General features: G+C 63.7%; 21 protein-coding genes, 1 tRNA gene and 1 pseudogene. 18 read left to right on the forward strand and 5 right to left on the reverse strand.

Annotated elements, in window-relative coordinates:
- Positions 1-82 precede the first annotated feature (82 nt).
- Positions 83-4,828 (reverse strand): glutamate synthase large subunit, encoded by a 4,746-nt coding sequence (gltB, locus tag AB4Z43_RS07960; protein WP_441936799.1) that lies wholly within the window; start codon positions 4,826-4,828, stop codon positions 83-85.
- A 497-nt stretch (positions 4,829-5,325) separates the two neighbouring features.
- Between gltB and AB4Z43_RS07965 the strand changes: the two genes are divergently transcribed.
- Entirely contained in the window at positions 5,326-6,378 is a 1,053-nt protein-coding gene (locus AB4Z43_RS07965) for a threonine aldolase family protein (protein WP_019861060.1), read from the forward strand.
- An 85-nt stretch (positions 6,379-6,463) separates the two neighbouring features.
- Here the strand turns inward: AB4Z43_RS07965 and AB4Z43_RS07970 are convergent, their stop codons facing one another.
- Positions 6,464-6,931, reverse strand: coding sequence for an Hsp20 family protein (locus AB4Z43_RS07970; RefSeq protein ID WP_010911365.1), 468 nt, complete (start codon positions 6,929-6,931; stop codon positions 6,464-6,466).
- 481 nt (positions 6,932-7,412) lie between these two features.
- Between AB4Z43_RS07970 and AB4Z43_RS07975 the strand changes: the two genes are divergently transcribed.
- From AB4Z43_RS07975 to AB4Z43_RS07990, 4 genes are all read left to right on the forward strand, one after another.
- Positions 7,413-8,390, forward strand: a complete 978-nt coding sequence (locus tag AB4Z43_RS07975; protein ID WP_441936802.1) for an alpha/beta fold hydrolase — start codon at positions 7,413-7,415, stop codon at positions 8,388-8,390.
- A 166-nt stretch (positions 8,391-8,556) separates the two neighbouring features.
- Positions 8,557-8,712 (forward strand): hypothetical protein, encoded by a 156-nt coding sequence (locus AB4Z43_RS07980; RefSeq protein ID WP_019861062.1) that lies wholly within the window; start codon positions 8,557-8,559, stop codon positions 8,710-8,712.
- Positions 8,713-8,715: 3 nt separating this feature from the next.
- The gene (locus AB4Z43_RS07985) at positions 8,716-8,961 is read left to right on the forward strand and encodes a DUF1127 domain-containing protein (RefSeq protein ID WP_019861063.1); all 246 of its coding nucleotides are present in this window, start codon (positions 8,716-8,718) and stop codon (positions 8,959-8,961) included.
- 107 nt (positions 8,962-9,068) lie between these two features.
- Entirely contained in the window at positions 9,069-9,899 is an 831-nt protein-coding gene (locus AB4Z43_RS07990) for a helix-turn-helix transcriptional regulator (protein ID WP_064980803.1), read from the forward strand.
- A gap of 30 nt (positions 9,900-9,929) precedes the next feature.
- Here the strand turns inward: AB4Z43_RS07990 and hisN are convergent, their stop codons facing one another.
- Together hisN and AB4Z43_RS08000 are read right to left on the reverse strand one after the other, a co-directional pair.
- Positions 9,930-10,703: a histidinol-phosphatase gene (gene hisN, locus AB4Z43_RS07995; protein ID WP_441936805.1), complete on the reverse strand. Its 774-nt coding sequence runs from the start codon at positions 10,701-10,703 to the stop codon at positions 9,930-9,932.
- 314 nt (positions 10,704-11,017) lie between these two features.
- Positions 11,018-11,959 (reverse strand): N-formylglutamate amidohydrolase, encoded by a 942-nt coding sequence (locus tag AB4Z43_RS08000; RefSeq protein WP_441936808.1) that lies wholly within the window; start codon positions 11,957-11,959, stop codon positions 11,018-11,020.
- A 163-nt stretch (positions 11,960-12,122) separates the two neighbouring features.
- Between AB4Z43_RS08000 and cpdR the strand changes: the two genes are divergently transcribed.
- The gene (cpdR, locus tag AB4Z43_RS08005; RefSeq protein ID WP_006199474.1) at positions 12,123-12,485 is read left to right on the forward strand and encodes a cell cycle two-component system response regulator CpdR; all 363 of its coding nucleotides are present in this window, start codon (positions 12,123-12,125) and stop codon (positions 12,483-12,485) included.
- 116 nt (positions 12,486-12,601) lie between these two features.
- A tRNA-Val gene (locus tag AB4Z43_RS08010) sits at positions 12,602-12,676 on the forward strand.
- 102 nt (positions 12,677-12,778) lie between these two features.
- Here the strand turns inward: AB4Z43_RS08010 and AB4Z43_RS08015 are convergent.
- Positions 12,779-13,933 carry a dihydrodipicolinate synthase family protein gene (locus AB4Z43_RS08015; RefSeq protein ID WP_038649452.1) on the reverse strand — a complete coding sequence of 385 codons (1,155 nt, stop codon included), beginning with the start codon at positions 13,931-13,933 and terminating at the stop codon, positions 12,779-12,781.
- 242 nt (positions 13,934-14,175) lie between these two features.
- Between AB4Z43_RS08015 and AB4Z43_RS08020 the strand changes: the two genes are divergently transcribed.
- From AB4Z43_RS08020 to AB4Z43_RS08070, 11 genes and pseudogenes are all read left to right on the forward strand, one after another.
- Positions 14,176-15,234: a LacI family DNA-binding transcriptional regulator gene (locus tag AB4Z43_RS08020; protein WP_441936812.1), complete on the forward strand. Its 1,059-nt coding sequence runs from the start codon at positions 14,176-14,178 to the stop codon at positions 15,232-15,234.
- Positions 15,231-16,247 carry a Gfo/Idh/MocA family protein gene (locus AB4Z43_RS08025; protein ID WP_441936814.1) on the forward strand — a complete coding sequence of 339 codons (1,017 nt, stop codon included), beginning with the start codon at positions 15,231-15,233 and terminating at the stop codon, positions 16,245-16,247. Before AB4Z43_RS08020 ends, AB4Z43_RS08025 begins: the two co-directional genes overlap by 4 nt.
- On the forward strand, positions 16,244-17,845 hold the full coding sequence (locus tag AB4Z43_RS08030) for an acyl CoA:acetate/3-ketoacid CoA transferase (protein ID WP_069093083.1): 1,602 nt from the start codon (positions 16,244-16,246) through the stop codon (positions 17,843-17,845). The genes AB4Z43_RS08025 and AB4Z43_RS08030 overlap by 4 nt, the downstream gene beginning before the upstream one ends.
- Positions 17,838-18,614: an enoyl-CoA hydratase/isomerase family protein gene (locus tag AB4Z43_RS08035; RefSeq protein ID WP_441936816.1), complete on the forward strand. Its 777-nt coding sequence runs from the start codon at positions 17,838-17,840 to the stop codon at positions 18,612-18,614. The genes AB4Z43_RS08030 and AB4Z43_RS08035 overlap by 8 nt, the downstream gene beginning before the upstream one ends.
- A 14-nt stretch (positions 18,615-18,628) precedes the next feature.
- Positions 18,629-20,139: pseudogene (locus AB4Z43_RS08040) on the forward strand (aldehyde dehydrogenase family protein).
- 58 nt (positions 20,140-20,197) lie between these two features.
- A complete protein-coding gene (locus tag AB4Z43_RS08045; RefSeq protein WP_027047380.1) occupies positions 20,198-21,451 on the forward strand; it encodes an ABC transporter substrate-binding protein in 1,254 nt (417 codons plus the stop codon).
- A gap of 153 nt (positions 21,452-21,604) precedes the next feature.
- Complete coding sequence (locus AB4Z43_RS08050; protein ID WP_027047381.1) at positions 21,605-22,555, forward strand: carbohydrate ABC transporter permease; 951 nt, start codon at positions 21,605-21,607, stop codon at positions 22,553-22,555.
- Positions 22,552-23,496 carry a carbohydrate ABC transporter permease gene (locus tag AB4Z43_RS08055; RefSeq protein WP_038649463.1) on the forward strand — a complete coding sequence of 315 codons (945 nt, stop codon included), beginning with the start codon at positions 22,552-22,554 and terminating at the stop codon, positions 23,494-23,496. Before AB4Z43_RS08050 ends, AB4Z43_RS08055 begins: the two co-directional genes overlap by 4 nt.
- Before the next feature lie 20 nt (positions 23,497-23,516).
- Entirely contained in the window at positions 23,517-24,632 is a 1,116-nt protein-coding gene (locus tag AB4Z43_RS08060) for an ABC transporter ATP-binding protein (RefSeq protein WP_019861075.1), read from the forward strand.
- A 5-nt stretch (positions 24,633-24,637) separates the two neighbouring features.
- Complete coding sequence (locus tag AB4Z43_RS08065; RefSeq protein ID WP_019861076.1) at positions 24,638-26,140, forward strand: FAD-dependent oxidoreductase; 1,503 nt, start codon at positions 24,638-24,640, stop codon at positions 26,138-26,140.
- Positions 26,137-26,898, forward strand: coding sequence for a 3-ketoacyl-ACP reductase (locus AB4Z43_RS08070; RefSeq protein ID WP_441936820.1), 762 nt, complete (start codon positions 26,137-26,139; stop codon positions 26,896-26,898). Before AB4Z43_RS08065 ends, AB4Z43_RS08070 begins: the two co-directional genes overlap by 4 nt.

Below are 26,898 nucleotides of genomic sequence, written 5' to 3' on the forward strand. Positions count from 1 at the left end.
GCCATGGCAACCTTGCGCCCGAGGTCAAACTGTCGATGAAAGGGGCCGGGAAGCCTGGGCTCCCCGGCAATTCTCTTAAAATCTATTCGGCCGCGACGCCCATGCGCATGCGTTCCATCTCGATCAGCGCGCGGCGGTATTCGACCGGCATGATCTTGCGGAATTTCGGCCGGAACGTCGTCCAGTCGTCGAGGATTTCGCGGCCGCGCACCGAACCCGTATAGTGCACATGGTTCGAGATCAGCTGGTAGAGGCGTTCCTCGTCATGGCTGGTCATGTCGCCCGACACGTCGACGCGGCCCTTGTGGTCGAGATCGCCGCCATGATGCAGCAGCCTTTCCATCAGGTCGTCTTCTTCCGGCACCGGCTCCAGTTCGACCATGGCCATGTTGCAGCGCTCGGCGAAATCGCCGGCCTCGTCCAGCACGTAGGCGACGCCGCCCGACATGCCGGCGGCGAAGTTGCGGCCGGTCTTGCCGATGACGACGACGACACCGCCGGTCATGTATTCGCAGCCATGGTCGCCGACGCCTTCGACGACGGCCGCGACGCCCGAATTGCGCACCGCGAAGCGTTCGCCGGCGACACCGGCGAAATAGGCTTCGCCCTCGGTGGCGCCGTAGAGCACCGTGTTGCCGACGATGATGGAGTCGGCCGCCACGATCCTCGCCTCTTCCGGCGGCCGGATGACAATGCGCCCGCCCGACAAGCCCTTGCCGACATAGTCATTGCCGGCGCCGACAAGCTCGAACGAGACCCCGCGCGCCAGGAAGGCGCCGAAGGACTGGCCGGCGGTACCGGTCAGCTTCACCTGGATCGTGTCTTCGCGCAGGCCCTTGTGCTTGAAGCGCTTGGCGACTTCACCCGATAGCATCGCGCCGGTCGAACGGTCGACATTGCGGATGTCCACCTCGATCTTGACCGGCTGCTTGGCCTCCAGTGCGGGCTTGGCCAGTTCAATCAGCTTGCGGTCGAGCACGTCGTCGATCGGGTGCTTCTGCCGCTCGGTCCAGTGCACCGCTTCGTGCGGCGCATCGGGCTTGTAGAACATCTTCGAGAAGTCGAGGCCGCGCGCCTTCCAGTGCTGGACCACGTCGCGCTTTTCCAGAAGATCGCTGTCGCCGATAATCTGGTCGATATGGGTGTAGCCCATCTCGGCCAGCAGCGCCCTCACCTCTTCCGCCACGTAGAAGAAGAAGTTGATGACATGCTCGGGCGTGCCCTTGAAGCGCTTGCGCAGCACCGGGTCCTGGGTGGCGACGCCAACCGGACAGGTGTTCAAGTGGCACTTGCGCATCATGATGCAGCCAGCCGCGATCAGCGGCGCGGTCGAGAAGCCGAACTCGTCGGCGCCGAGCAGCGCGCCGATGATGACGTCACGCCCGGTGCGCAAGCCGCCGTCGACCTGCAGCGCAACGCGCGAACGCAAGCCGTTCAGCACCAGCGTCTGGTGGGTCTCGGCCAGGCCCATTTCCCAAGGGCTGCCGGCATGCTTGAGCGAGGTCAGCGGCGAGGCACCGGTGCCGCCATCATAGCCCGAAATGGTGATGTGGTCGGCGCGCGCCTTGGCGACGCCGGCCGCGACCGTGCCGACACCGACTTCCGACACCAGCTTGACCGACACGTCGGCCGCCGGGTTGACGTTCTTCAGATCATAGATCAGCTGCGCCAGATCCTCGATCGAATAGATGTCGTGATGCGGCGGCGGCGAGATCAGGCCGACGCCCGGCGTCGAATGCCGGACCTTGGCGATGGTCGCATCGACCTTGTGGCCGGGCAGCTGGCCTCCCTCGCCGGGCTTGGCGCCCTGCGCCACCTTGATCTGCATGACATCGGAATTGACAAGATATTCGGCCGTCACGCCGAACCGCCCCGAGGCGACCTGCTTGATCGCCGAGCGCTCCGGGTTCTTGCCGCCGCCGGGCAGCGGCAAATAGCGGTCGGCCTCTTCGCCGCCCTCGCCGGTGTTCGACTTGCCGCCGATCTGGTTCATGGCGCGCGCCAGCGTGGTGTGCGCTTCCCTGGAGATCGAGCCGAACGACATCGCCCCGGTCGAGAAGCGCTTGACGATCTCGGCCGCCGGCATGACGTCGTCGAGCGCGACCTTCTTGCGGCCGGTCTCCTCCGCCAGCCTGATCTTGAACAGGCCACGTATGGTCTGCGCGCGGGCAGTCTCGCTGTCGATCTGCGCCGAATACTCCTTGAAGGTTTCCCACGAGCCCTGGCGCACGGCGTGCTGCAAGGTGGCGACCGCGTCGGGCGACCACATATGCGCCTCGCCGCGCATGCGGAAGAGATATTCGCCGCCGACTTCGAGGCTGTTGCGCAGCACCGGATCATTGCCGAAACCGTCCGTGTGGCGGCTGACGGTTTCGCCCGCGACCTCGTCCAGCCCAACGCCTTCGATCAGCGTCGCCGTGCCGGTGAAATACTTCTCGACGAAATCGGTCTTCAGCCCGATGGCGTCGAAGATCTGCGCGCCGCAATAGGACTGATAGGTCGAGATGCCCATCTTGGACATCACCTTGAGGATGCCCTTGCCGATCGACTTGATGTAGCGCGACACGACCTCGTAGGCGTCGACCTCTTCCGGCAGCTCACCGCGCGTGTGCATGTCGGTGAGCGTGTCGAAGGCGAGATAGGGGTTGATCGCTTCGGCGCCATAGCCGGCAAGGCAGCAGAAATGATGCACTTCGCGCGGCTCGCCGGATTCCACGACCAGGCCGACGGAGGTGCGCAGCCCCTTGCGGATCAGGTGATGGTGCACCGCAGCCGTCGCCAGCAGCGCCGGGATGGCGATGCGGTCCGGGCCGAGCTGGCGGTCGGACAGGATGATGATGTTGTAACCGCCGGCGACTGCCGCCTCGGCGCGTTCGCACAGGCGGTCGATAGCGCCCTGCATGCCGGCAGCGCCCTCGTTCGAGCCATAGGTGATGTCGATGGTCTTGGTGTCGAAACGGTCCTCGGTATGCCCGATGGAGCGGATCTTCTCCAGATCGCCATTGGTCAGGATCGGCTGGCGCACTTCGAGCCGCTTGCGGCGCGAATTGCCGACCAGGTCGAAGATGTTCGGCCGCGGCCCGATGAAGGACACCAGGCTCATCACCAGCTCCTCGCGGATCGGGTCGATCGGCGGGTTGGTGACCTGGGCGAAGTTCTGCTTGAAATAGGTGTAGAGCAGCTTCGACTTGTCCGACATCGCCGAGATCGGCGTGTCGGTGCCCATCGAACCAACGGCTTCCTGGCCGGTGGTCGCCATCGGCGACATCAACAACTTGGTGTCTTCCTGGGTGTAGCCGAACGCCTGCTGGCGATCGAGCAGGCTGACATCCTTGCGCAGCGCGCGCGGCTCGACCGGCTTCAGATCTTCCAGGATGAGCTGCGTGTTGGCGAGCCAGGTCTTGTAGGGATGCCTGGTGGCGATCTCCGACTTGATCTCCTCATCGGGCACGATGCGGCCCTTGGCAAGGTCGATCAGAAGCATGCGGCCGGGCTGCAGCCGCCACTTCTGCACGATCTTCTCCTCCGGCACCGGCAGCACGCCGGCTTCGGAAGCCATGATGACGCGGTCATCGTCGGTGACGATGTAGCGTGCGGGGCGCAGGCCGTTGCGGTCGAGCGTAGCGCCGATCTGGCGGCCATCGGTGAAGGCGACCGCGGCCGGCCCGTCCCACGGCTCCATCAGGGCGGCATGGTATTCGTAGAAAGCCTTGCGGTCGGCATCCATGAGCTTGTTGCCGGCCCAGGCTTCCGGGATCAGCATCATCATGGCGTGGCTGAGGCTGTACCCGCCCTGGAACAGGAATTCGAGCGCATTGTCGAAGCACGCCGTGTCGGACTGGCCGTCATAGGAGATCGGCCACAGCTTCGAGATGTTGTTGCCGAACAGCTCGGAATCGACCGAGGCCTGGCGCGCCGCCATCCAGTTGTTGTTGCCGCGCACCGTGTTGATCTCGCCATTGTGCGCGACCATGCGGTAGGGATGCGCCAGCTTCCATGACGGGAAGGTGTTGGTCGAGAAACGCTGGTGGACGAGAATCAGCGCAGTCTCGAAGCGCGGGTCCTTGAGATCCCTGTAATAGGCGCCGACCTGATAGGCCAGGAACATGCCCTTGTAGACGATGGTGCGCGCCGACAGCGACACGCAATAGGCGCCGATGTCCTTGTTGTCGTTCTCGGCATAGATACGGCCCGAGATGACCTTGCGCAGCAGATAGAGCCGGGCCTCGTATTCCTCGTCATCGGGAATATCTGATGTGCGGCCGATGAAGACCTGGCGATGGAACGGCTCGGACGCGACGATGTCGGGTGCCTTCGACAGCGACGAATTGTCGACGGGCACGTCGCGGAAGCCGATGAGCGGCAGCCCTTCGGACTGCGCCGATTCGGCGATGATGTCCTCGATATGGGCGCGAAGTGCTGCGTCCTGCGGCATGAACCAGTGTCCGACGCCATATTGGCCCGCCGGCGGCAATTCGATGCCCTGGGCCGCCATCTCCTCACGGAAGAACTGGTCCGGAAGCTGCACCAGCACGCCGGCGCCGTCGCCGACCAGCGGGTCGGCGCCGACGGCGCCGCGATGCGTCAGGTTTTCGAGCACGGCAAGGCCGTCCTTGACGATCTGATGCGACTTCACGCCCTTCATGTTGACGATGAAACCGACGCCGCAGGCATCATGTTCGTTGCGCGGATCGTAGAGGCCCCGAGGGGCAAACCCGGTTCGGCCAATATCAGTTCGGCCAATGTCGGTTCGCGGCGTATTTTTGACGGCAGCCGCTTTCGTCTGCGCGGCCTGGCCGTTCGTCGCAGAGAGCGTCATGTCCGTCATTGTCCTGTCCTCCGTTCCAGCCCTTCAGGCGCTGGTTTGCCTCGGCAAGCGCTTGGCTCACCCTGATCCTTGCGGCACGTCTTGCGAAATCCTTGCCGAACCAGGCGGCTTTCCGCATGGTTCGCGTCTGGTATCGTACAGGCCAGAGTCTGGCCGTCCACCTGTCGCTCGCAGCAACAGCCGGAGAGGCCAATATGTTACGCCAATCCAGCCTGTTTTGTGCGACAAAATAAGACAGCACTACTGTCCTAAATTTTTATGGCAGAATTCCCCGACGCACACAAGACCGATTCACAAAAAACTTGAGCGTTCCGCGACATAAAATTACGTGACGTTGAGGAAAAACGTAAGCTTCAGTCGCCGATCCCTGCCCTGTCGGCTTGGCTGGCTTTAACGGTTTTCGGGCATCTGGCCCCTTGCGATCGGCTAGCGAAACCGGTCAACTCCGCGCCGATTTCCCCAAAACCCCAATCTCCCCCAAAGACATAGGCAGATGCATGTTCTTCGCTTCCGACAATTGGGCAGGCGCCCATCCCAATATCGTTGCCGGCCTGTCGGCCGCGGCCGGCGGCTTTGCCACCGCCTATGGCGACGGCGCGCTCGACCAGGCGGTCTACATCAGGTTCAATGAGATTTTCGAACGCGAGGTCGCGGTGTTCTTCGTAGCGACCGGCACCGCCGCCAACGCGCTGTCGTTGACCACCTTCAACAAACCCGGCGGCATTTCCTTTGCCCACCGCGAATCGCATGTCATCGAAGACGAATGCGGCGCGCCGGAGTATTTTTCCGGCGGCGCGCGCTTGCACGCCGTCGACGGCGCACTGGGCAAGATCGACGCGCACAATCTGGAGCGGACCATTGGCCGCTTCGCGCCCGAAATCGTCCACTGGGGACGGCCAATGGCGGTTTCGATCACCCAGTCGACCGAGGTCGGCACTATCTACGGCCTGAATGAGATCGAGACGATTTCGGCCATCGCAAAACGGCATTCCGTGCCGCTGCACATGGATGGCGCCCGCTTTGCCAATGCGCTGGTCGCGCTCGACACGACGCCGGCCGAAATGACCTGGAAGCGCGGTGTCGACATCCTGTCCTTCGGCGGCACCAAGAATGGCTGCTGGTGCGCCGAAGCGATCGTGCTGTTCGACCTCGACCGCGCCAAGGAATTGGCCTTCCTGCGCAAGCGCGCCGCCCAGCTGTTTTCGAAGTCGCGCTTCGTCGCCGCTCAGTTCGAAGCCTATTTCAAGGACGGTCTGTGGCTCGACACAGCGCGCCACGCCAACGCCATGGCCGCCCGCCTCGCGGCGGCGATCGAGGATTCGGCCCACGCGAAGCTGGCCTGGCTGCCGCAGGCCAACGAGGTGTTCGCCGTGATCAAGAAGACCGAGGCCGAGAGGCTGCAGGCTGCCGGCGCCGCCTTCTACGACTGGCACAAGCCGCACGGCTTTGACGGCCATATCGGCGAGGACGAGCTGCTCTATCGTTTCGTCACCAGCTTCGCGACGTCAGCCGAGGAAGTCGACCGCTTTGGCAAGTTGATCGCCGGATAACAATCCATCTGCCGATCAACAAAAAAGCGGCGCCTCTCGGCGCCGCTTTCGTCTCGGGAGGAGACGGTTCTATTCCTAAGCTACATTACGCAGCGGTCTTGGCCTCGATCTGCTTGGCCTTGGCCGGGGCCGAGGTGATCGCGATCTTGCGCGGCTTCAGTTCCTCGGGAATGTTGCGCTTGAGGTCGACGAAGAGCAGGCCGTTCTTCAGCGTGGCGCCGACGACTTCAACGTGGTCGGCAAGCTGGAAGCGGCGCTCGAAGGCCCTGGAGGCAATGCCGCGATAGAGCAGCTCGGAGCCTTCACCGTTGCCCTCGTCCTTGCGCTCACCCTTCACGGTCAGCACGTTGCGGTGAGCTTCGATCGAGATTTCCTCGTCCGAGAAGCCGGCAACCGCCATGGAAATCCGGTAGGAATCCTCACCGGTGCGCTCGATATTGTAGGGCGGATAGGTCTGCGCGCCATCGGGCTGCGCAAGCGAATCCAGCATGGTGAAGAGACGGTCGAAGCCGACGGTCGAACGGTAAAGCGGGGAAAAATCAACGTGACGCATGAGGTGTTCTCCTGTTGAGCAACATGGTTTGCGTATGGCCGGTGCGAAACCCGTAAGCGGCGTTTCGGCAGGACCAGCGGCCCCGACATTGGCGACCGCATTCCACATTTGGGGAGCGCCCCAATGCATTTCAAGATTTCGCCCGGCGGCAAAAACTGGATGGGTTGCCCCTTGATGAACGGCAGATGAACCGGCGCTTCGGCGCCCGTTCAGACAGCCGCCGCTAAAGTGGCACCAAGATCAAGGATTGGCGGCGCCGGGTTTTACAAAGGTGCCGCAACGAGGCCGAACCGGGTGTTAACGTCCCTTCCTCCCGGATCGACAGGGGCCGGAAGCACGCCTTCGAGCGGCTTCCGGCCTTCCCCGTTACGATCCCGGCACAAGCCGGATTTGCTTTGCTTTTGATGCATTGGCGTCTATCACCTTGACGAGGCCAGCCGCGACAGGCTGGCACCTGAAGACGCCGAGCACAAAGCGCCGCATGACGGACCTTCTCCAAGACACGCCGCTTTTCCACGAATCCGAGGACAATCCGCGGCCAGAAAACGCCACCGGAGGCTTTTTCGTCACCCGCGACCGCAAGAAGATCCGCTATGGCCTGTTCGCGGCGGTGGCGCGCCCGATGCGGGGCACGGTGGTGCTGCTGTCTGGCCGCAACGAGTGCATCGAGAAATATTTCGAAACCATCCGCGACCTTGCCGCCCGCGGCTTTGGCGTCGCCACGCTCGATTGGCGCGGCCAGGGCGATTCCGACCGGCTGATCCGTGATCGCCAGCGCGGCTATGTCAGGTCCTTCCGCGACTACACGGCCGACCTGGAGCAGTTCTTCGAGGAGATCGTGCTGCCCGATTGCCGCGGGCCGTATTACATCCTCGCCCATTCAGCCGGCGCCGTGATCGCGCTTCTTGCCGCGCCGTCCATGGTCAATCGCGTGCGGCGCATGGTGCTGATCGCGCCGTTCCTGACCCTGCCCGACCTGCCGGTCTCGATCCGGACGGTCCGCCGTGTCTGTTCGGTCCTCTGCATTCTGGGCCTTGGCCGACTCTATGCCGCCTGGGGTCCGCGGCCCAGACACACGCTGCCTTTCGAGGCCAATAAGGTAACGTCGGATCCGCGCCGCTATCGCCGCAACACGCGCATCTACGAAGAGTATCCGCGAATGGCGCTTGGCGGTCCGACGATCCGCTGGCTGCAGGCAGCGGCAAAGGCGTCGGAAGCGGTGAGCGACCCCGACTTCATGGCGCGGATACAGGTGCCTCTGCTGATCATCGCCGCTGGCGCCGACCAGGTCGTCTCGACCCGGGCGGTCGAGGCCTACGCCAGAAGCCTGAGGCTCGGCTCGCTGCTGATGATCGACGGCTCCAAGCACGAGATCCTGCAGGAGGTCGACCTCTACCGCGAACAATTCCTCGCTGCATTCGACGCTTTCATTCCTGGCTCGGACGATCCGACGGCCTGACCGGCACCGCGGTTCCTTCGAAGGCCGGCATAGCTGACACACCGTTGTCAGGATAATCGGCCAGCCGCCCCTCGCGGCGGGCAAACCGCTAAAGATTATGACAGCCCGCCCCCACCCCGAAATGCTCATCTCAATGCGTCGAATTGAACGCCATGGAGATGAGATCATGACCGAGAAAACCTGCGCCGCTTGCGATTGCCAGCTGGATGCCAACCCGATCCGCGTCAAGGTCGGCGGCAAGACCGTCGAGGTCTGCTGCGAGGAATGCGCGACGGCGCTGAACGAGGCCGGCGCCTCGGCGGCCGGCGTGAGCGAGGAATGAGCCATGCGCACCGATCACGCAGCGGCACAACGCCTGGCTGGCCAGGCCCAGGTGCCGCCAGTCCACACCGTAACCACCCTGCACGCCTTGCACGCCCAATGCATCGCGGCGGCGAGATGGCTCGCCCGCCAGATGGAGAAGCGCCGAAGCCGGCTTGCCTTGCTGGAAATGACCGACGAACAGCTCAAGGACATCGGTCTGTCACGCGGCCAAGCCTATTCGGAGTTCAGGCGCCGCTCATGGGATTGAGCAGCCCCAGCGAGAAAGTCTCCTGACAAGATTGGGCAGGCCGCTTGCCTAAAGTGCCATCGCAATGCCGGAATCAGTTTCTGGCACGAGGGATGAGCGCAACGGCCATGTCGCAATTCAAGGTTCAGCTCCTTATGGACACCGGCACTGTCAGGGTGCGAGATGTCGTCTGCAGCGGCGAATGCCGTCACAGGAGCGATGAGGAGTGCACGTCGGCGACGCATCTGGTGTTTGCCTATCGCGGCGTCTTCGTGCGCCATGTCGGCCGCAATGATGCGGTCGCGGAAGCCAACCAGCTGCTATTCTTCAACGAGGCCGAGGCCTACCAGATCAGCCACCCTGTCGAAGGCGGCGATGCCTGCCTCGACCTTGTCATCGAGGAAGGCCACTTGCGGGAACTGGCGCCGCAGGAGCAGTTGCGCGCCGGTGGTGTCCTGGCGTTTCGCCGCCAGCGCCGGCGCATCGATCCGCGCGCGCAGGCCTTGGTGGCGCTGTTGCGCCACAGCCTGAGCCGCAATGTCGCCGAAACGCTGGAGGCCGAGACGCTGGCGCTAACGCTGGTGCGGCGCTCGCTCGGCGAGCGCACTTCGCACGTCGCGGGCGCCAGCCCCGGACGGCAGAAGCTGGTCGACCGCGCCAAGCTGGTGCTGGCGTCGGATCTGTCGCGGCGCTGGACGCTGGCCGAGATTGCCGCCGAGGTCGGAGTCTCACCGGTCTATCTGACGCAAATATTCCAGCAGGTCGAGGCCATCCCGCTCTATCGCTATCATCTGCGCCTGCGGCTGGCGCGCGCGCTCGACCTGCTTGGCCGCTACGACAATCTGACCGCTTTGGGCATGGACCTCGGCTTTTCCAGCCACAGCCATTTCAGCGCGTCGTTCAGACAGGCCTATGGACGCACACCGGCGGAATTCCAGCGCTCGATCAGATCGCGCTGAAGCAACGGCTTCACAGAAAGCGCGGAGATATCAGCCGCGCAGGGCAGCCATGGCCGCCGCGTGAAGCTCCGGCGTCGCCGCCGCTAGCACATCGCCGCCCTTTTCCGCCGGTCCGCCATCGAAGGTGGTGACGACGCCGCCCGCCTTCTCGATGATCGGGATCAGCGCAACGATGTCGTAGGGCTTCAGGCCGGGATCGGCGACGATGTCGACGCTCCCCGAGGCGATCATGGCGAAGGCATAGCAATCGGCGCCGTAGCGGGCCAGCTGCACCTTTTTCTCGAACGCGTCATAGCGCGTGCGCGCCTCGCCCTTGAACAGTGCCGGCGTGGTGGTGAACAGCGTCGCCTCATCGAGCCTTGTCGTCTTGCGGGTCGAAAGCTTGCGCGGACCGCCCGGCCCCTCATAGTGCGAGCCCGAGGCGTTGGCGTAGAACAGCTCGCCGGTGAAAGGCTGCGCCATCATGCCGGCGACCGCGTCGCCGTCGACGGTCAGCCCGACCAGCGTCCCCCACACCGGCAGGCCGGAGATGAAGGCGCGCGTGCCGTCGATCGGATCGATCACCCAGACATGCCGGCTGGAGGTGTTTTCGCTGCCATGCTCCTCGCCGAGAATGCCATGGTCGGGATACTGCGCCGATATCAGCGCCCGGATGGCGCGTTCGGTCTCGCGGTCGGCTTCCGTGACCGGGTCGAAACTGCCTTTTTCCTTGTTGGCGACGGCACCCTGGGCGCGAAAGCGCGGCAAGGTCTCGACCGCTGCCGCCTGCGCGATGCGGCGCATGAAATCGATGCTGATGTCCAACTGATTCTCCCGCATTGCCGAGTGCCTCACCGGGCTCTGCCGACACTTTCCCGCCAAAACAAGCCTGTTTATCGATTTATTCGCGGCGACATCTGTTGCCCGAATGTCACATCTGCGTCATCGAAACGCAATTTCCACATCACTCTGAATTAAAAAAGCCTGAAGATCGCTTGACATTTGTGCACCGCACAATACCCTCAACCTCGGACAGGGTTTCCTGTCCATGCCCTCCTTGGGCGTTTCCTCCCTAGACTTCGACCGTATCGTGCAAACGATGCGGTCTTTTTTTACGCCTGCGCCTCGGGCCGGCTATTTCACTCCGCGGCCAGCGGCAGGTCGATGAAGTGATGGTCGGGCATCGCCATCAGATCCGCTGAAAATCGCGTCAGATCATCGGCCAGCGCGTCGAAGCCGGCAGTCTTCTCGAACGTCCGTTCATTCATGTAGAGCCCGCGATTGACCTCGATCTGCAGCGCATGCAGATGACGCGCCGGGCGGCCATAATGCTCCGTGATGAAGCCGCCGGCATAGGGCTTGTTGTGGGCAACGGTATAGCCCATCGCGGTCAACAGGCCGATCGCCGTCTCGGTCAGGGCAGCGGTGGCCGAGATGCCGAAACGGTCGCCGATGATGAAGTCCGGCCGCAGACCGCCGTCGCCGACACGGATGCTTGCCGGCATCGAATGGCAGTCGATCAGCACGGCAAAGCCGAAACGGGCATGGGTCCTGGTCAAAAGCCGCTTCAGCGTTTCATGATAGGGCTTGTAAACGGCCTCGATGCGGGCGACGGCTTCGGCGAGCGGCAGGCGACCGGAATAGATGTCGAGCCCCTCGCCCACCAGCTTCGGCACCGTGCCAAGTCCGCCGGCCACCCGCGCCGAGCGGATGTTGCAGAAGGACGGCACCGGCTCGGCGAACATGCGCGGGTCGAGTTCCCAAGGCTCGCGATTGACGTCGAGATAGGCGCGCGGGAAATTCGCCGCCAGCATCGGCGCGCCAAGCGCCACGGCGCCGCCGAACAATTCATCGACGTAGCAATCTTCCGAGCGGCGGATGGCGTTGCGGTCGAGCCTCGCCATGGCGAGGAAGCGTTCCGGATAGTAGCGGCCGCTATGTGGTGAGTTGAACAGGAAGGGGACGCGCTGTTCGACGCCCGATCGGATTTCGAAGGGTTGAACGACCGAAAAATCCTCGGCTGCCGTCTTCAATTTGCACGAACCCGAAAACACCGATGCATCATGATATGAAAGTGCCACCTTGCTGGCCGCATGTCCAGCATTTCGCCATCCGCATCGCCCCGCCGAATGCGGATAATGCTTCGCAGCATTCACTTGATGTTTACCGTCACCGCCTCATATACAGGATGGTTAACGGGCTGCCTGGGCGGCAGTCTCGGGCGGGTGATTCGGACGGGATATCATGGCACGCATTCTTCTGGCGGAAGACGACGACGATATGCGTCGTTTCCTCGTCAAGGCGCTGGAACGCGCCGGCTACCAGGTCAGCGATTTCGACAATGGCGCCAGCGCCTATGAGCGGCTGCGCGAGGAGCCGTTCTCGCTGCTGTTGACCGACATCGTCATGCCGGAGATGGACGGCATCGAACTGGCGCGTCGCGCCACCGAGATCGATCCCGACCTCAAGGTCATGTTCATCACCGGTTTCGCCGCCGTTGCGCTGAACCCGGATTCCAAGGCGCCGAAAGACGCCAAGGTGCTGTCGAAGCCCTTCCACCTGCGCGATCTCGTCAACGAGGTCGAGAAGATGCTGCAGGCGGCCTGAGCCGCCTTCAACCGAGGCATCGGCATCTGTTTGCCGGTGCGGCGAGACGACGCCTTCTTTCCTTTTTCTCGCTATTGACGCGCCCGACCAAAAATGGTGTATGCGCGGCTTCGGATGGGCGTGTAGCTCAGCGGGAGAGCACTGCATTGACATTGCAGGGGTCACAGGTTCAATCCCTGTCACGCCCACCATCCAATCTCAGACTTTCGGTATCACGCACGCAACTGCGGCTCCCCCGCAGCGCCACGTAGCTCTGCCTTCGCTCGATGGTGATCGAAAACGTCTCGTTCGGCTTAGATGCCTGCGACGACACACAGGTTCTTCATCCGTGATACGGCAAGGTCAGGATCGGCCAGCAGGCCTGCCTGGTCGGCAAGGCGAAAGATTTCGGCGTAGTGGCGGATGCCGCGCGCCGACTGCATGCCCCCGACCATGGTGAAATGGTCCTGGTGGCCGTTCAACCAGGCCATGAAGACGATGCCGGCCTTGTAATATTCGGTCGGCGCCTCGAAGATTTTTCGCGATAGCGGCACCGTCGGCGCCATCAACGCGTCATAGCCGGCGCGGTCGCCCTCGGCGAGCCTTGCCAGGGCGGCGTTGGCGACCGGCGCGATGGCGTCGAAAATGCCAAGCAGCGCGTGCGAATGCCTGTTGCCGTCGCCGGCGATCAGTTCGGGGTAGTTGAAGTCGTCACCGGTGAACATCACGACGCCGTCCGGCAACCGGTTACGCAGCGCGACTTCCTTGCCGGCATCGAGAAGCGATATCTTTATGCCCTCGACCTTGTCTGCGTGGCGTTCGATGATGGCGACCACCGTATCGAGCGCGGTCTCGAAATCGCGGCTGCCCCAATAGCCCTTCAAGGCAGGGTCGAACATGTCACCCAGCCAGTGCAGGATGACCTTGCCGGAGGCCTGGCTCAAGATGCGGTCATAGACGCGCGCATAATCGTCCGGAGCCTTCGCGACAGCCGCCAATGCGCGGCTGGCCATCATGATCGCCTTGCCGCCCTGCCCTTCGATGAAGGCGAACTGCTCGTCATAGGCCGCGATCACATCGTCGAGCGTCCCGGCAGCGGCCGGCGCCAGATGATCGGTTCCCGCACCCGAGGCAAGATCGGCGCCTTCGACGGTGCGCGCCTCGGCGATCGAGCGGCGGATCAATTCCTTCGCATTGGCCCAGTCGAAACCCATGCCGCGCTGCGAGGTGTCCATCGCCTCGGCAATGCGGAAGCCGAGCCGCCACAAATGATGGCGGAACGCCATTGTGCTGTCCCAGTCGACCGCGGGCCGCGACCATGGATCGGTCATTTCGAGGGGATCGGCAACGACATGCGCGGCGGCATAGGCGACGCGTGAAAACCGTGCGCCGATCGCCGGCTGCACCGGCTGTCCAACAAGCGCGTAGCGGGCGTTGCGGCCACCTTCGGCAGGCAAGACAATATCCATCGACCTCTCCCTTCGCAGCGCCTATTAAATGGAACGTTCCAATAAATCAAGAACCTTTAAGATTCGGAGCGAAGTTGGCGGCAAATGCTGCGCTGCAGCACACGAAGCCTTTCCTGATGGGCCATTTGAGTACGAACAATCAGTTTTTGCGGCTGAGAAAAATTCGCGATTGACTCAAGATTGAACCAGTGATTAGAACGTTCCAATAAATTCGATTGGGAAAACTGGGAGGACGCATCGAGATGGCCAGCCGGGCCAAGGCCACGATATTCGACATTGCCCGCGAGGCGGGCGTGTCCAAATCGACGGTATCGCTCGTGCTCCAGGGCAGCGGGCTGATCCGGCCTGAAACCGCGGTCAAGGTGCGCAAGGCGATCGAGGATGTAGGCTATGTCTACAACCGCGGCGCCGCCAATCTGCGCAAGGCCCATTCCAACGTCATCGGCATGGTCATCAACGACCTCACCAACCCATTCTTCGCCGAACTGGCCGTCGGCATGGAACGCGTCTTCCAGTCGGCCGGCATCGTGCCATTCATCGCCAATACGGCGGAGAATCCGGTGCGCCAGGAAGAGGTGCTGAAGTCGCTGATGGAACAAGGCGTCGCCGGGCTCATCGTGTCACCGGCGCGCGGCACCACGCCAGGCGCTTTCCGGCGGCTGGAATTGGCGGGCGTGCCGGTGGTCTTCGCCATGCGCCGCCTGCCCGAAAGCCGCATCCCTGTGATCGCGCCCGACAATCATCGCGGTGCCTATCTTGCCGCGGCTCATCTGATCGCCAAAGGACATCGCCGGCTCGCCTTCTTCGGCGGCACCTCGGATCTGGTGGTTTATCAGGAACGGCTGGGCGGCTTTCGCGAGGCCTGCGAGACGCTGGGCATCTCCGCCCGCGACGTGCTGGTCGTCGAGGGCGAAACCAACCGCAGAGGCGGCCTCGCCTGCCTGGACACCGCTCTCACGATGGCTGAACCGCCGACCGCGGCTCTCTGCTTCAACGACGCCGTCGCCTTTGGCGTGATGCTGGCGTTGCGCAAGCGCCGGCTTGAGCCGGGACCGGATTTCGCCGTCGTCGGCTTCGACGACGTGGTCGAGGCCGAACACTACATGCCGGCGCTAACCAGCGTCGCGGTGGACACAGCCGGCCTCGGCGAGCGCGCCGCTCACGTCATGCTCAAGCTGATCCAGTCGCGCACCACGCGGGCCGAAGACCATGTCGGCGCGGTCAATCTCGTGGTCAGGGAAAGCTGCGGTCCGGATCTCCGCACGCGAAACAGGCCGACGGGAACGGGAGGCGCCGCGTGAGTGTCAAATGGGGGTTGATCGGCGCCAGCACGATCGCCAGGCAGTTCATGATCAACGCCATCCGCGCGCAAGAGGGTGGCGAGATCGCGGCGGTGATGAGTTCCAATCCGGAACGCGCCACGGCCTATGCCAGGGAAAACGGGATTCCATCCGCCGTGTCGACCTTGGACGCCTTGCTGAAGTCCGACATCGACGCGGTCTACATCTCGACCACCAACGAGCTGCACCTCGACCAGGCGCTAGCCGCCATCAAGGCGGGCAAGCATGTGCTGTGCGAGAAGCCGCTGGCGCTGACCAGCGCCGACGCCCGAAAAATGGTGGCGGCAGCCAGGGCGGCCGGCATCGTGCTCGGCACCAACCATCATCTGCGCAACGCCGGCGCGCATCGCGCCATGCGTGAGGCCATCGCATCGGGGCGCATCGGCAAGCCGATCGCCGCACGCGTCTTCCATTCCGTCTATCTGCCGGAGACCCTGCAGGGCTGGCGCATCACCAAGCCGGAAGCCGGCGGCGGCGTGGTGCTCGACATCACGGTGCACGATGCCGACACGCTGCGCTTCGTGCTCGGCGACGATCCGGTCGAGGTCTCGGCCTTCACGCAATCGGCCGGCATGGCCGGCGGCGGACTGGAAGACGGCGCCATGTGCATCTGGCGCTTCAAGTCGGGCCTCATCGCTCAGTCGCATGAAGGCTTCACCACCAAATTCGCCGGCACCGGCTTCGAGGTGCATGGTTCGGAAGGCTCGCTGATCGCCAGCGATGTGATGACCCAGAAGCCCGACGGCTCGGTGCTGCTGCGCACCGCCAAGGGTGAGGAGCAATTGAGCTTCGATCGCGAGAATCTCTACGTCAGATCGGTGCGTCAGTTGCATGCCGCGATCCTCGGCAAAGGCCAGCCTGCCGCCACCGGCGAGGACGGCGTCTGGTCGCTCACTGCAGCCGAGGCGGCATTGCAATCGGCCAGCTCCGGCAAGGCCGTCAAGATCGACCCGAAACTCGGGAGCATGAAGTGAGCAAGGTCGTTTCCGCAGCGCAGGCAGCCAGCCTGATCAAGGATGGCATGACGGTATCCGTGTCGTCGTCGAGCGGGCTCGGCTGTCCGGACGCGGTGCTGGCCGCCATCGGCGAGCGCTTCGATAGCGAAGGTCATCCCAAGAACATCACCACGCTGCACCCGATCGCCGCCGGCGACATGTACGGCATCAAGGGCATCGATCATCTGGCCAAGCCCGGCCTGTTGAAGCGCACGCTGTGCGGTTCCTACCCGTCCGGCCCCTCCTCCGCCGAGCCGCCGCAGATCTGGAAGATGATCGGCGACAATTCGGTCGCCGCCTACAACGTGCCGTCCGGCATCCTGTTCGACATGCACCGCGAGGCCGCCGCCAAACGGCCGGGCGTGCTGACCAAGGTCGGTCTCGACACCTTCGCCGACCCGCGCCATCAGGGCTGCGCCATGAACGCGGCGGCCAGCGAGCCGATCGTCTCGGTACAGCAGTTTGACGGCGAGGAATGGCTCTATTTCCGCTCGATCGTGCCCAACATTTCGATCATCCGCGCCACCACGGCGGACGAGCGCGGCAACCTCACCTATGAACATGAAGGCGCCTATCTCGGCGGCCTCGAACAGGCGCTTGCGGCCCGCAACAATGGCGGCGTCGTCATCGCACAGGTCAAGCGCGTCGTCGAGAACGGCACGCTAAAGCCGCATGATGTGCGCGTGCCCGGCGTGCTGGTCGACCATATCGTTGTCGCGCCCGACCAGTTGCAGACGACGCTGACGCCTTACGACCCGGCGATTTCGGGCGAGATCTTCCGGCCGCTGTCGACCTTCCGCAACGCCGAGATGAACGTGCAGAAGGTGATCGCGCGCCGCGTCGCCATGGAATTGCGCGACGGCATGGCCGTCAACATCGGCTTCGGCATCTCGGCCAACGTGCCGCGCATCCTTCTGGAAGAGGGCCAGCACGGCAAGGTCACCTGGGTGATCGAGCAGGGCGCGGTCGGCGGCGTGCCGCTGCTCGACTTCAAGTTCGGCTGCGCCTCCAACGCCGAGGCGATCATGCCCTCACCGCACCAGTTCATCTATTTCCAGGCCGGTGGTTTCGACGCCTCGCTGCTGTCCTTCCTGCAAATCGACCGCCACGGCTCGGTCAATGTGTCGAAACTGTCGGCGCGGCCGCATGTCACCGCCGGCGCCGGCGGCTTTGTCGACATAACCGCGCGGGCGAAGAAGATCGTCTTCTCCGGCTTCTTCAATGCCGGCGCCAAGCTTTCGCTGGCCGATGGCGGCATCCGCATCGACCAGGAGGGCAAGGTCAAGAAGGTGGTCAACGAGGTCGAGCACATCTCGTTTTCCGGCAAGCGCGCCGTCGCCCAAGGCCAGGACATCACCTATGTTACAGAGCGCTGCGTGATGAAGCTGACGCCCGACGGCCTGATGGTCACCGAGCTGGCGCCGGGCATCGACCTCGAGCGCGATGTCCTGGCGCAGGCCGAGATGCCGCTCGGTGTCGCCAACGACCTCAAGGTAACGCCGGCGGCACTCTACCAGGATCGGCCGATCGGCCTGTCGCTGAATGGCGGCGCCTCGCTCGGAGACGCGCATGGCTGAGCGCCTCGTCATATTCGAAAGGGACGGCGCCATGGGCATCGTCACGCTGCGCCGCCCGGAAAAGTTCAACGCGCTGGACATTCCGATGCTGAGGGCGCTGGAAGCCGCGCTCGACGAGGCAGAGAAGGCCGAAGGCGTGCGCGTCGTGCTCTTGCGCGGCGAAGGCAAGGGCTTTTGCGCCGGCGGCGATGTCGAGGCCTGGGGTGCGATGAGCGCCGCCGATTTCCAGGTGCAATGGGTGCGCTATGGTCACCGCGTGTTCGACCGGCTGGCGCGGCTGCGGCAACCGACGATCGCCGTGCTGTCCGGTCATGCGCTGGGCGGCGGGCTGGAACTGGCGGTCGCCTGCGATTTCCGGGTCGCCGAGGCGCATGTGAAATTAGGCCTCCCCGAAACCTCGATCGGCGTCGTCCCCGGCTGGTCCGGAACGCAGCGCGCCGTGCGCCGCTTCGGCACGCAGACGGTGCGGCGCATGGCCTTGGGTGGTGAGATACTCCTCGCTCCCGAAGCGCTGGCCCTTGGCGTGGTGGATCGGGTGACCGAAACCGGCAGCGGCTTGGCAGAAGCCAAGGCGTGGGCCGAAAAAATCGCCGAGCGTGGCCCGCTAGCGACGGAAGCGGCCAAGCTGATGATCGCGGTGGCCGAGGGCGAGGAAAGTGCGGCCGCCACCGAAGCGCTGGCCAGCGGCTTTATCGCGCTCACCGGCGACCTCAAGGCCGGCGTCGACGCCTTCAAGGCCAAGCAGAAGCCAGTATTTTCAAGAAGCTAGAGAAAACAGTCCTGATGAACGCACCCCTCAACATCGCCATGCCCGCCGAGGCCTCAGCCGCGCCGAAAAATTATCGGCTGCTGATCGACGGCAAGCACGTCGATGCTCGCGACGGCCGCACGCTGGAACGCAAGAGCCCCGGCCACGGCTTCACCGTTTCGCGCTATGCGCAGGCCGGCGAGGCCGAGGTCGAAACGGCCGTGCAGGCCGCGCACAAGGCGTTCGAGACCGGCCCATGGCCACGCATGAAGGCCGGCGAGCGCGCCGCGATCCTTTTCAAGGCGGCCGACCTGATCGAGACACGGCTGGAAGACATCGCCCGGCTCGACGCGCTCGAATCCGGCAAGCCGATCGCCCAGGCGCGCGGTGAGATCGGCGGCGCCGTCGACATCTGGCGCTATGCCGCCTCGCTTGCACGCACGCTGCATGGCGAGAGCTACGCCAATCTCGGCGATGCGATGCTGGGCGTGGTCGTGCGCGAGCCGATCGGCGTCGTGTCGATCATCACGCCGTGGAATTTCCCGTTCCTCATCGTCAGCCAGAAACTGCCTTTCGCGCTCGCCGCCGGCTGCACGGCGGTGGTCAAGCCGAGCGAAATGACCTCGGCCTCGACCTTCGTGCTGGGCGACATCCTGCTCGAAGCCGGCCTGCCCGCCGGCGTCGTCAACATCCTCGCCGGTCTGGGCGCCGATGTCGGCGCGCCGATGGTCAGCCACCCCTGGTCGAGATGGTGTCGTTCACCGGCTCGACCCGCGTCGGCAAGATGACCATGGCGTCCGCCGCGCAGTGGCTGAAGAAGGTCTCGATGGAGCTTGGCGGCAAGAACGGCCAGATCGTCTTTCCCGATGCCGACCTCGAGGCCGCCGCCGACGCGGCCGTGTTCGGTGGCTTCTTCAATGCCGGCGAATGCTGCAATGCCGGCAGCCGGCTGATCGTGCACGAGGCGATCGCCGACGATTTTCTCAATGCCGTCAAGGCGCTCACAGCCAAGGTGAAAGTCGGCGACCCGCTCGACGAGCAAACCAAGGTCGGCGCAATGATCTCGTCCGACCATCTGGCCAAGGTGACGGATTACGTTACGGCAGCGGCAGGCAAAGGCAGCAATGTCTTCAGGGGCGGCAAGCAGCTGGCCTCTAGTGCCGGCCAATATCTCGACCCGACCATCATGCGTGGCGTCACAGAGGACATGGCCATTGCGCGTGAGGAAGTGTTCGGGCCGGTGCTCTCCGTGCTCACTTTTGAATCGATTGAAAAGGCGTTGCACATCGCCAACAACACGCCCTATGGTCTGTCTGCAGGCGTGTGGAGCGCCAGCATCGACACTTGCATGTCGGTGGCGCGTGGGGTGCGTTCGGGGACGGTTTGGGTGAACACATTCATGGAAGGTTATCCCGAGCTGCCTTTCGGGGGCTACAAGCAGTCCGGTCTCGGACGCGAACTCGGCAAACGCGCCGTCGAGGACTATACCGAGGAAAAGACAATCCAGTTTCATCGCGGCCAGCGCACCGGATGGTGGGTCGGCTGAGTTGGGAAGAACCCGGTGGGCTTCCACCGGTCGTGTAATGCAACAAGGGAGGAAGTACATGTTGCGCAAACTGCTTATCGGAACGGCTCTTGCGACGAGCTTTGCCTTCTCGGCGCACGCCGCGGACGTCAAGGAAGTGCAGATGCTGCATTGGTGGACGTCGGGCGGCGAAGCGGCTGCCCTCAACGTGCTGAAGGGCGACCTGGCCAAGGAAGGCTATGCCTGGAAGGACGTTCCTGTCGCCGGCGGCGGCGGTGATGCTGCCATGACCGCGCTGAAGGCGATGGTCGCGGCCGGCAACTATCCGACCGCCTCGCAGATGCTCGGCTACACCGTGCTCGATTATGCCGCGGCCGGCGTCATGGGCGACCTGACCGAGACGGCGAAGAAGGAAGGCTGGGACAAGTCGGTTCCGGCGGCCCTGCAGAAATTCTCGGTCTATGACGGCAAATGGGTCGCGGCTCCGGTCAACGTCCACTCGGTCAACTGGCTGTGGATCAACAAGGCCGTCATGGACAAGATCGGCGGCACCGAGCCGAAGACCTTCGACGACTTCGTCGCCCTGCTCGACAAGGCCAAGGCCGCGGGTGTGATCCCGCTCGCTCTCGGCGGCCAGAACTGGCAGGAAGCCACCATGTTCGATTCGGTCGTCCTGTCGACCGGCGGACCCGAGTTCTACAAAAAGGCCTTCAACGACCTCGACGACGCTTCGCTCAAGTCCGACACGATGAAGAAGTCGTTCGACAACCTCGCCAAGCTCGTCACCTATGTCGACCCGAACTTCTCGGGCCGCGACTGGAACCTTGCCACCGCCATGGTCATCAAGGGCGATGCCCTGGTGCAGGTCATGGGCGACTGGGCCAAGGGTGAATTCCACGCCGCTAAGAAGACCCCGGGCACCGACTTCCTGTGCTATCGCTTCCCGGGCACCGACGGCTCCGTGATCTACAACTCCGACATGTTCGGCATGTTCAACGTTCCGGACGATCGTAAGGCCGCCCAGGTCGCATTGGCCACCGCCACCCTGTCGAAGAGCTTCCAGTCGGCCTTCAACGTCGTCAAGGGTTCGGTTCCGGCCCGTACCGACGTTCCGGACACCGACTTCGACGCTTGCGGCAAGAAGGGCATCGCCGACCTGAAGAAGGCCAATGAAGGCGGCACGCTGTTCGGCTCGCTGGCCCAGGGCTATGGCGCCCCGCCGGCTGTCGCCAATGCCTACAAGGACGTGGTCTCGAAGTTCGTCCATGGTCAGATCAAGACCTCGGACGAGGCCGTGACCGAACTGGTCAAGGCGATCGACGACGCCAAGTAAGCGCAACGCTCGAAATCACCTTCCCCGCCTCGGCGGGGAAGGTTTTATCTCAGGATTGGCCGGCTCGACACCATGCCGACCCAAGACCCGTATACACGGGGCCGCCTTGCCGCCTGACGGCGCAGCACGGACGACCCGAAACGGGAGGAGCTCATGAGCACAGTAGCAACAAGCCAGATCAAGCTGACGCCGGAGCGGTCACGCACCTCTGTGCGCTCGCGCCTGCAGGACGCCTTGCCGAAGATCGTTCTGGCGCCGAGCTTCGCCATCACCATCGTCTTCGTCTACGGCTTCATCCTGTGGACGATCTATCTGTCCTTCACCAATTCCAAGACCTTCCCGTCCTACGTCATCACAGGTTCGCGCGCCTATCAGCGGCTGTGGGGCTGGACCTTCGACACCGACCCGCCATCGAGCTGGTACACGTCGATAACCAATATGGGTATTTTCGGCTTTCTCTACATCCTGATCTGCCTGGCGCTCGGCCTGTTCCTGGCCATCCTGCTCGACCAGAAGATCCGCGGTGAAGGCGTGCTGCGGCCGATCTACCTCTATCCGATGGCGCTGTCCTTCATCGTCACCGGCGTCGCCTGGAAATGGTTCCTCGATCCCGGTCTCGGCCTCGAGCAGACGCTGCATCAATGGGGATGGACGAGCTTCCATTTCGACTGGATCAAGAACAAGGATTTCGTCATCTACACGGTGGTCATCGCCGGCGTCTGGCAGGCCTCCGGCTTCATCATGGCGATGTTCCTGGCCGGCCTGCGCGGCATTGACGGCGAGATCATGAAGGCAGCGCAGATCGACGGCGCCACAACCTTCCAGCTCTACCGCCGCATCGTCATCCCGCTGCTGCGGCCAATCTTCCTGTCGGCCTTCATCGTGCTCGCCCACCTCGCCATCAAGTCCTACGACCTTGTCGTGGCGCTGACCTCCGGCGGCCCCGGCGGCTCGGCCTGGCTGCCTTCGAATTTCATGTACGAATACACCTTCAAGCGCAACGAGATGGCTGTCGGATCGGCCAGTGCGGTGATCATGCTGATGACCATCGTCGCCATCATCGTGCCCTATCTCTATTCGGAACTCAGGGAGAAGCCGCGATGAGCGCTGTCGCCACCCCTGCCCGCCAGGCCTCCGGCGGCATCAACACCAAGCTCGTCAATCGTGTTGTCATCTACGGGCTTCTGGCGCTCTTCGCGCTGTTCTACCTGATGCCGCTGTTCGTCATGCTGGTCACCTCGTTCAAGACCATGGACGAGATCCAGAACGGCAACATGCTGGCGCTGCCCCAGGCGCCGACCTTCGACCCGTGGCTGAAGGCCTGGGGCGAGACCTGCGTCGGCCTCACCTGCGCCGGCATCAAGGGCTATTTCTGGAACTCCATCAAGATGGTGGTTCCGGCCGTGCTGATCTCGACCATGCTCGGCGCCCTCAACGGCTACGTGCTGACCAAATGGCGCTTTCGCGGCGCGACGCTGGTGTTCGGGCTGATGCTGTTCGCCTGCTTCATTCCGTTCCAGTCGGTGCTGCTGCCGATGGCGACGATCCTTGGCAGCGTCGGCCGCTTCGGGGTGACCTTGCAGAACTCGGTCGGAACCAGCTTCGGCCTCGGCAATTCGACGGTCAATCTCGTCTTCGTCCACGTCGTCTACGGCATCGGCTTCACCACGCTGTTCTTCCGCAACTATTACGAGGCCTTCCCCACCGAATTGATCAAGGCGGCACAGGTCGACGGCGCCTCCTTCTTCCAGATCTTCCGCCGCATCATGCTGCCGAACTCTATGCCGATCTTCGTCGTCACGGTGATCTACCAGTTCACCAACATCTGGAACGACTTCCTGTTCGCTTCGGCCTATGCCGGCACCGGCGACGCGATGCCGATGACGGTGGCGCTGAACAATGTCGTCAACACCTCGACCGGCGTCGTCGAATACAACGTCAATATGGCGGCCGCGATGATCGCGGCTCTGCCCACCCTGATCGTCTATGTCGTCGCCGGCCGCTATTTCGTGCGCGGGCTGATGGCGGGCGCGGTCAAAGGCTGACCAATTCAGAAGGAACGACCATGGCTTTTCTGGAAATTGATGGGCTGAAGAAGCGCTTCGGGAATGTTGAGATCCTGAAGGGCATCGATGTCGAGCTCGAAAAGGGCGGCTTCCTGGTGCTGGTCGGTCCGTCCGGCTGCGGCAAGTCCACCCTGCTCAACACCATCGCCGGACTGGAGCAGATCACCGAGGGCGAGATTCGCGTCGACGGCCGCGCCATCAACGATCTGCACCCTTCGAAGCGCGACATCGCCATGGTGTTCCAGAGCTACGCGCTGTACCCCAACATGACGGTGGCCGGGAACATCTCCTTCGGCATGGAAATGCGCGGTGTGCCGGCCGACGAGCGCCAGAAGGCGATCGACAAGGTGGCCAAGGTCCTGCAGATCGGCCATCTCCTGCAGCGCAAGCCTAGCCAGCTTTCGGGCGGCCAGCGCCAGCGCGTCGCCATGGGCCGGGCGCTGGTGCGCGACCCCAAACTCTTCCTGTTCGACGAGCCTTTGTCCAACCTCGACGCCAAGCTGCGCGTCGACATGCGCATTGAGATCAAGCGCCTGCACGCCACGACCGGCACCACCATCGTTTACGTCACCCACGACCAGATCGAGGCGATGACGCTGGCGACCAAGATCGCCGTCATGCGCGACGGCGAGGTGCAGCAGTTCGGCACCCCGGCCGAGATCTACAACAACCCCACCAACCTGTTCGTCGCCGACTTCATGGGCTCGCCGGCCATGAACCTGATCCCGGCGACCATCGCCACATCGGGCAATGCGCTGTCTGTCGTGCTGCAGCGCGAGGCGCGCGAGCCGATCACGCTGCCGATGGCCAATGCGCCGGCGGGTCTCTCGGCATTCCAGGGCAAGCCGATCATTTTCGGCGTGCGGCCGGAAGCGTTGACCGATCCGGAGGGCGCCGAACGCAACGCCTCGAACATCGCCACCGCCGACCTGCATATCGAGGTCGTCGAGCCGGCAGGTTCCGACACCTTCGCCGTCACCAATCTCGGCGGCAAGGGCGTGGTGGCGCGGCTGCGGGCCGACGCCAACATCCAGCCTGGCACCAGCACGCCGCTCGCCTTCAACCTGACCAAGGCGGTGTTCTTCGATCCGGCGACCGAGAACCGCATCCGCTGACGGCCATGGCAAATCCGGACATCGTCATCATCGGCTCCGGCATTGGCGGCGCCACGATCGCCTCCGGCCTGGCCGGCGGCGGCGCCTCGATCCTGATGCTGGAGCGTGGCGAGCCCTTGCCGGCAACCCCGCATGCCCGCGACACCCGCTCGATCTTCGTCGACGGCCACTACCGGCCGAAGGAGATGTGGCGCGAAGCCGGCGGTGCAGCCTTCAATCCCGGCAACTACTACTATGTCGGCGGCAATTCGAAATTCTACGGCGCGGTGCTGATCCGCTACCGCAGGCAAGATTTTTCCGCCATGGAGCATTTCGGCGGCGTCTCGCCCGCCTGGCCGTTTTCCTATGATGCGTTCGAGCCCTGGTATTCCAAGGCGGAGCAGCTGTTTCGCGTGCGCGGCGCGCTGGGCGAGGACCCGACCGAACCATTCCACTCGATCCCCTACGCCTTCAAGCCGGTGCCCGACGAAGCGCCGATCGCGCGCGCGCGCGCTGAACTGAAGGGCCTCGGCCTGCATCCGGCCTCACTGCCGCTCGGCGTCGACATCGATACCTGGCTGAAGGAAGGCAGAACCGGCTGGGACGCTTTCCCCAACACCGGCCAAGGCAAGATGGACGCCCAGACAGCGCCACTGGCGGCGGCGCTTAGGGATAGCAACATCCGGCTCGAGACCGGCTGCTACGTCGAGTATCTCGAGGCGGCACCCGATGGCAAAAGCATCGTCGCGATCCACTACCGGCAGAACGGCGAGGCGAAGAAAGTGTCGCCGAAGCTGGTCATCCTCTCCGCCGGCGCGGTCAATTCCGCCGTCATCCTGCTGCGCTCGCCCTCACCCGATGGCAAGGGCCTCGCCAACCGCTCGGACCAGGTCGGACGCAATTTCATGAACCACAATTCCAGCGCMATGCTGGCCATCGATCCGCGCCGCAGGAACGATGCCGTCTACCAGAAGACGCTGATGCTGAACGACTATTATCTCTCGGACGGCAAGGGCGGCAAGCCGCTTGGCAATGTCCAACTGCTCGGCAAGATCGACGGCAACATGCTCAAGGCCAATGTGAAGACGATGCCCAAATTCGCGCTCGATTACATGGCCGGCCACGCCGTCGACTGGTACCTGATGTGCGAGGACCTGCCCGATCCCGAAAGCCGCATCATGGTCGACGGCAAGGATATCGTCATGCAGTGGCGGCGCTCCAACATGCAGTCGCTCGACGGCCTGACCAAGGTGATGCGCGAAAACTTCCGCGCCTGCGGCTACCCCATCGTGCTGTCACGTCCCTTCGACAAGCGCACGCCATCGCACCAATGCGGCACGGTGAAGATGGGTGACGATCCGGCGACATCGCCGCTCGACCCGTTCTGCCGGTCGTTCGACCACCGGAACCTGTTCGTCGTCGACGGCAGTTTTTTGCCGAACTCGGCTGCGGTGAATCCCGCGCTGTCGATCGCCGCTCAGGCGTTGCGGGTGGCTGACCATATCCGCACGGTGGAGCTTGCCGCATGACCCGCCCCGCGGCCATCGTCACCGGCGGCGCGCGCGGCATTGGGCTGGCCTGCGCCGAGGCTTTAGCCGATGCCGGCTTTGACATCCTGGTTGCCGACGTTGCCGAACAGGCGCCTGACGGGCTCGACGCAGACATCTCGGCGCGCGGCGCAAAACTCGCCTATGTCAGTTGTGACGTCGCCAACCTCGACAGCCACGCCGTGTTGATCGATGCCGCGATGCGCGTCTTCGGCCGCATCGACTGCCTCGTTAACAATGCAGGCGTCGGCGCCGTGGTGCGCGGCGATCTGCTGGAACTGAAGCCCGAAAATTTCGACCGCACGCTGGGCATCAACCTGCGCGGCACGGTCTTCCTCAGCCAGGCCGTCGCCAAGGCAATGCTGGCCACACCCGGCGGCCACACAAGATCGATCATCACCGTCACCTCGGTCAGTGCCGAGATGGCTTCGCCGGAGCGCTCCGAATACTGCATATCGAAGGCCGGGCTTTCCATGTGGGTGAAGAACCTGGCGCTCAGGCTCGCGCCCGAGAACATCGGCGTGTTCGAGTTGCGTCCAGGCATCATCCGCTCCGACATGACGGCAGGCGTGACCGCCAAATACGATGCCTTGATCGACAGCGGGCTGGTGCCGGCCAAACGCTGGGGCGAAGCGTCAGACATAGGCGCGGTGGTGGCGACGCTTGCCGCCGGCAGGCTCGGCTTTTCGACCGGCTCGATCATCAATGTCGACGGCGCGCTCTCCGTGCCGCGGCTATAG

Source organism: Mesorhizobium sp. 2RAF45, from assembly GCF_052115225.1.
Lineage (GTDB): Bacteria > Pseudomonadota > Alphaproteobacteria > Rhizobiales > Rhizobiaceae > Mesorhizobium > Mesorhizobium jarvisii.

Coding starts and splice junctions, on each gene's coding strand:
- gltB (WP_441936799.1), bottom strand. CDS start 4,828: ATGACGGACATGACGCTCTCTGCGACGAACGGCCAGGCCGCGCAGACG.
- AB4Z43_RS07965 (WP_019861060.1), top strand. CDS start 5,326: ATGTTCTTCGCTTCCGACAATTGGGCAGGCGCCCATCCCAATATCGTT.
- AB4Z43_RS07970 (WP_010911365.1), bottom strand. CDS start 6,931: ATGCGTCACGTTGATTTTTCCCCGCTTTACCGTTCGACCGTCGGCTTC.
- AB4Z43_RS07975 (WP_441936802.1), top strand. CDS start 7,413: ATGACGGACCTTCTCCAAGACACGCCGCTTTTCCACGAATCCGAGGAC.
- AB4Z43_RS07980 (WP_019861062.1), top strand. CDS start 8,557: ATGACCGAGAAAACCTGCGCCGCTTGCGATTGCCAGCTGGATGCCAAC.
- AB4Z43_RS07985 (WP_019861063.1), top strand. CDS start 8,716: ATGCGCACCGATCACGCAGCGGCACAACGCCTGGCTGGCCAGGCCCAG.
- AB4Z43_RS07990 (WP_064980803.1), top strand. CDS start 9,069: ATGTCGCAATTCAAGGTTCAGCTCCTTATGGACACCGGCACTGTCAGG.
- cpdR (WP_006199474.1), top strand. CDS start 12,123: ATGGCACGCATTCTTCTGGCGGAAGACGACGACGATATGCGTCGTTTC.
- AB4Z43_RS08015 (WP_038649452.1), bottom strand. CDS start 13,933: ATGGATATTGTCTTGCCTGCCGAAGGTGGCCGCAACGCCCGCTACGCG.
- AB4Z43_RS08020 (WP_441936812.1), top strand. CDS start 14,176: ATGGCCAGCCGGGCCAAGGCCACGATATTCGACATTGCCCGCGAGGCG.
- AB4Z43_RS08035 (WP_441936816.1), top strand. CDS start 17,838: ATGGCTGAGCGCCTCGTCATATTCGAAAGGGACGGCGCCATGGGCATC.
- AB4Z43_RS08045 (WP_027047380.1), top strand. CDS start 20,198: ATGTTGCGCAAACTGCTTATCGGAACGGCTCTTGCGACGAGCTTTGCC.
- AB4Z43_RS08050 (WP_027047381.1), top strand. CDS start 21,605: ATGAGCACAGTAGCAACAAGCCAGATCAAGCTGACGCCGGAGCGGTCA.
- AB4Z43_RS08055 (WP_038649463.1), top strand. CDS start 22,552: ATGAGCGCTGTCGCCACCCCTGCCCGCCAGGCCTCCGGCGGCATCAAC.
- AB4Z43_RS08060 (WP_019861075.1), top strand. CDS start 23,517: ATGGCTTTTCTGGAAATTGATGGGCTGAAGAAGCGCTTCGGGAATGTT.
- AB4Z43_RS08070 (WP_441936820.1), top strand. CDS start 26,137: ATGACCCGCCCCGCGGCCATCGTCACCGGCGGCGCGCGCGGCATTGGG.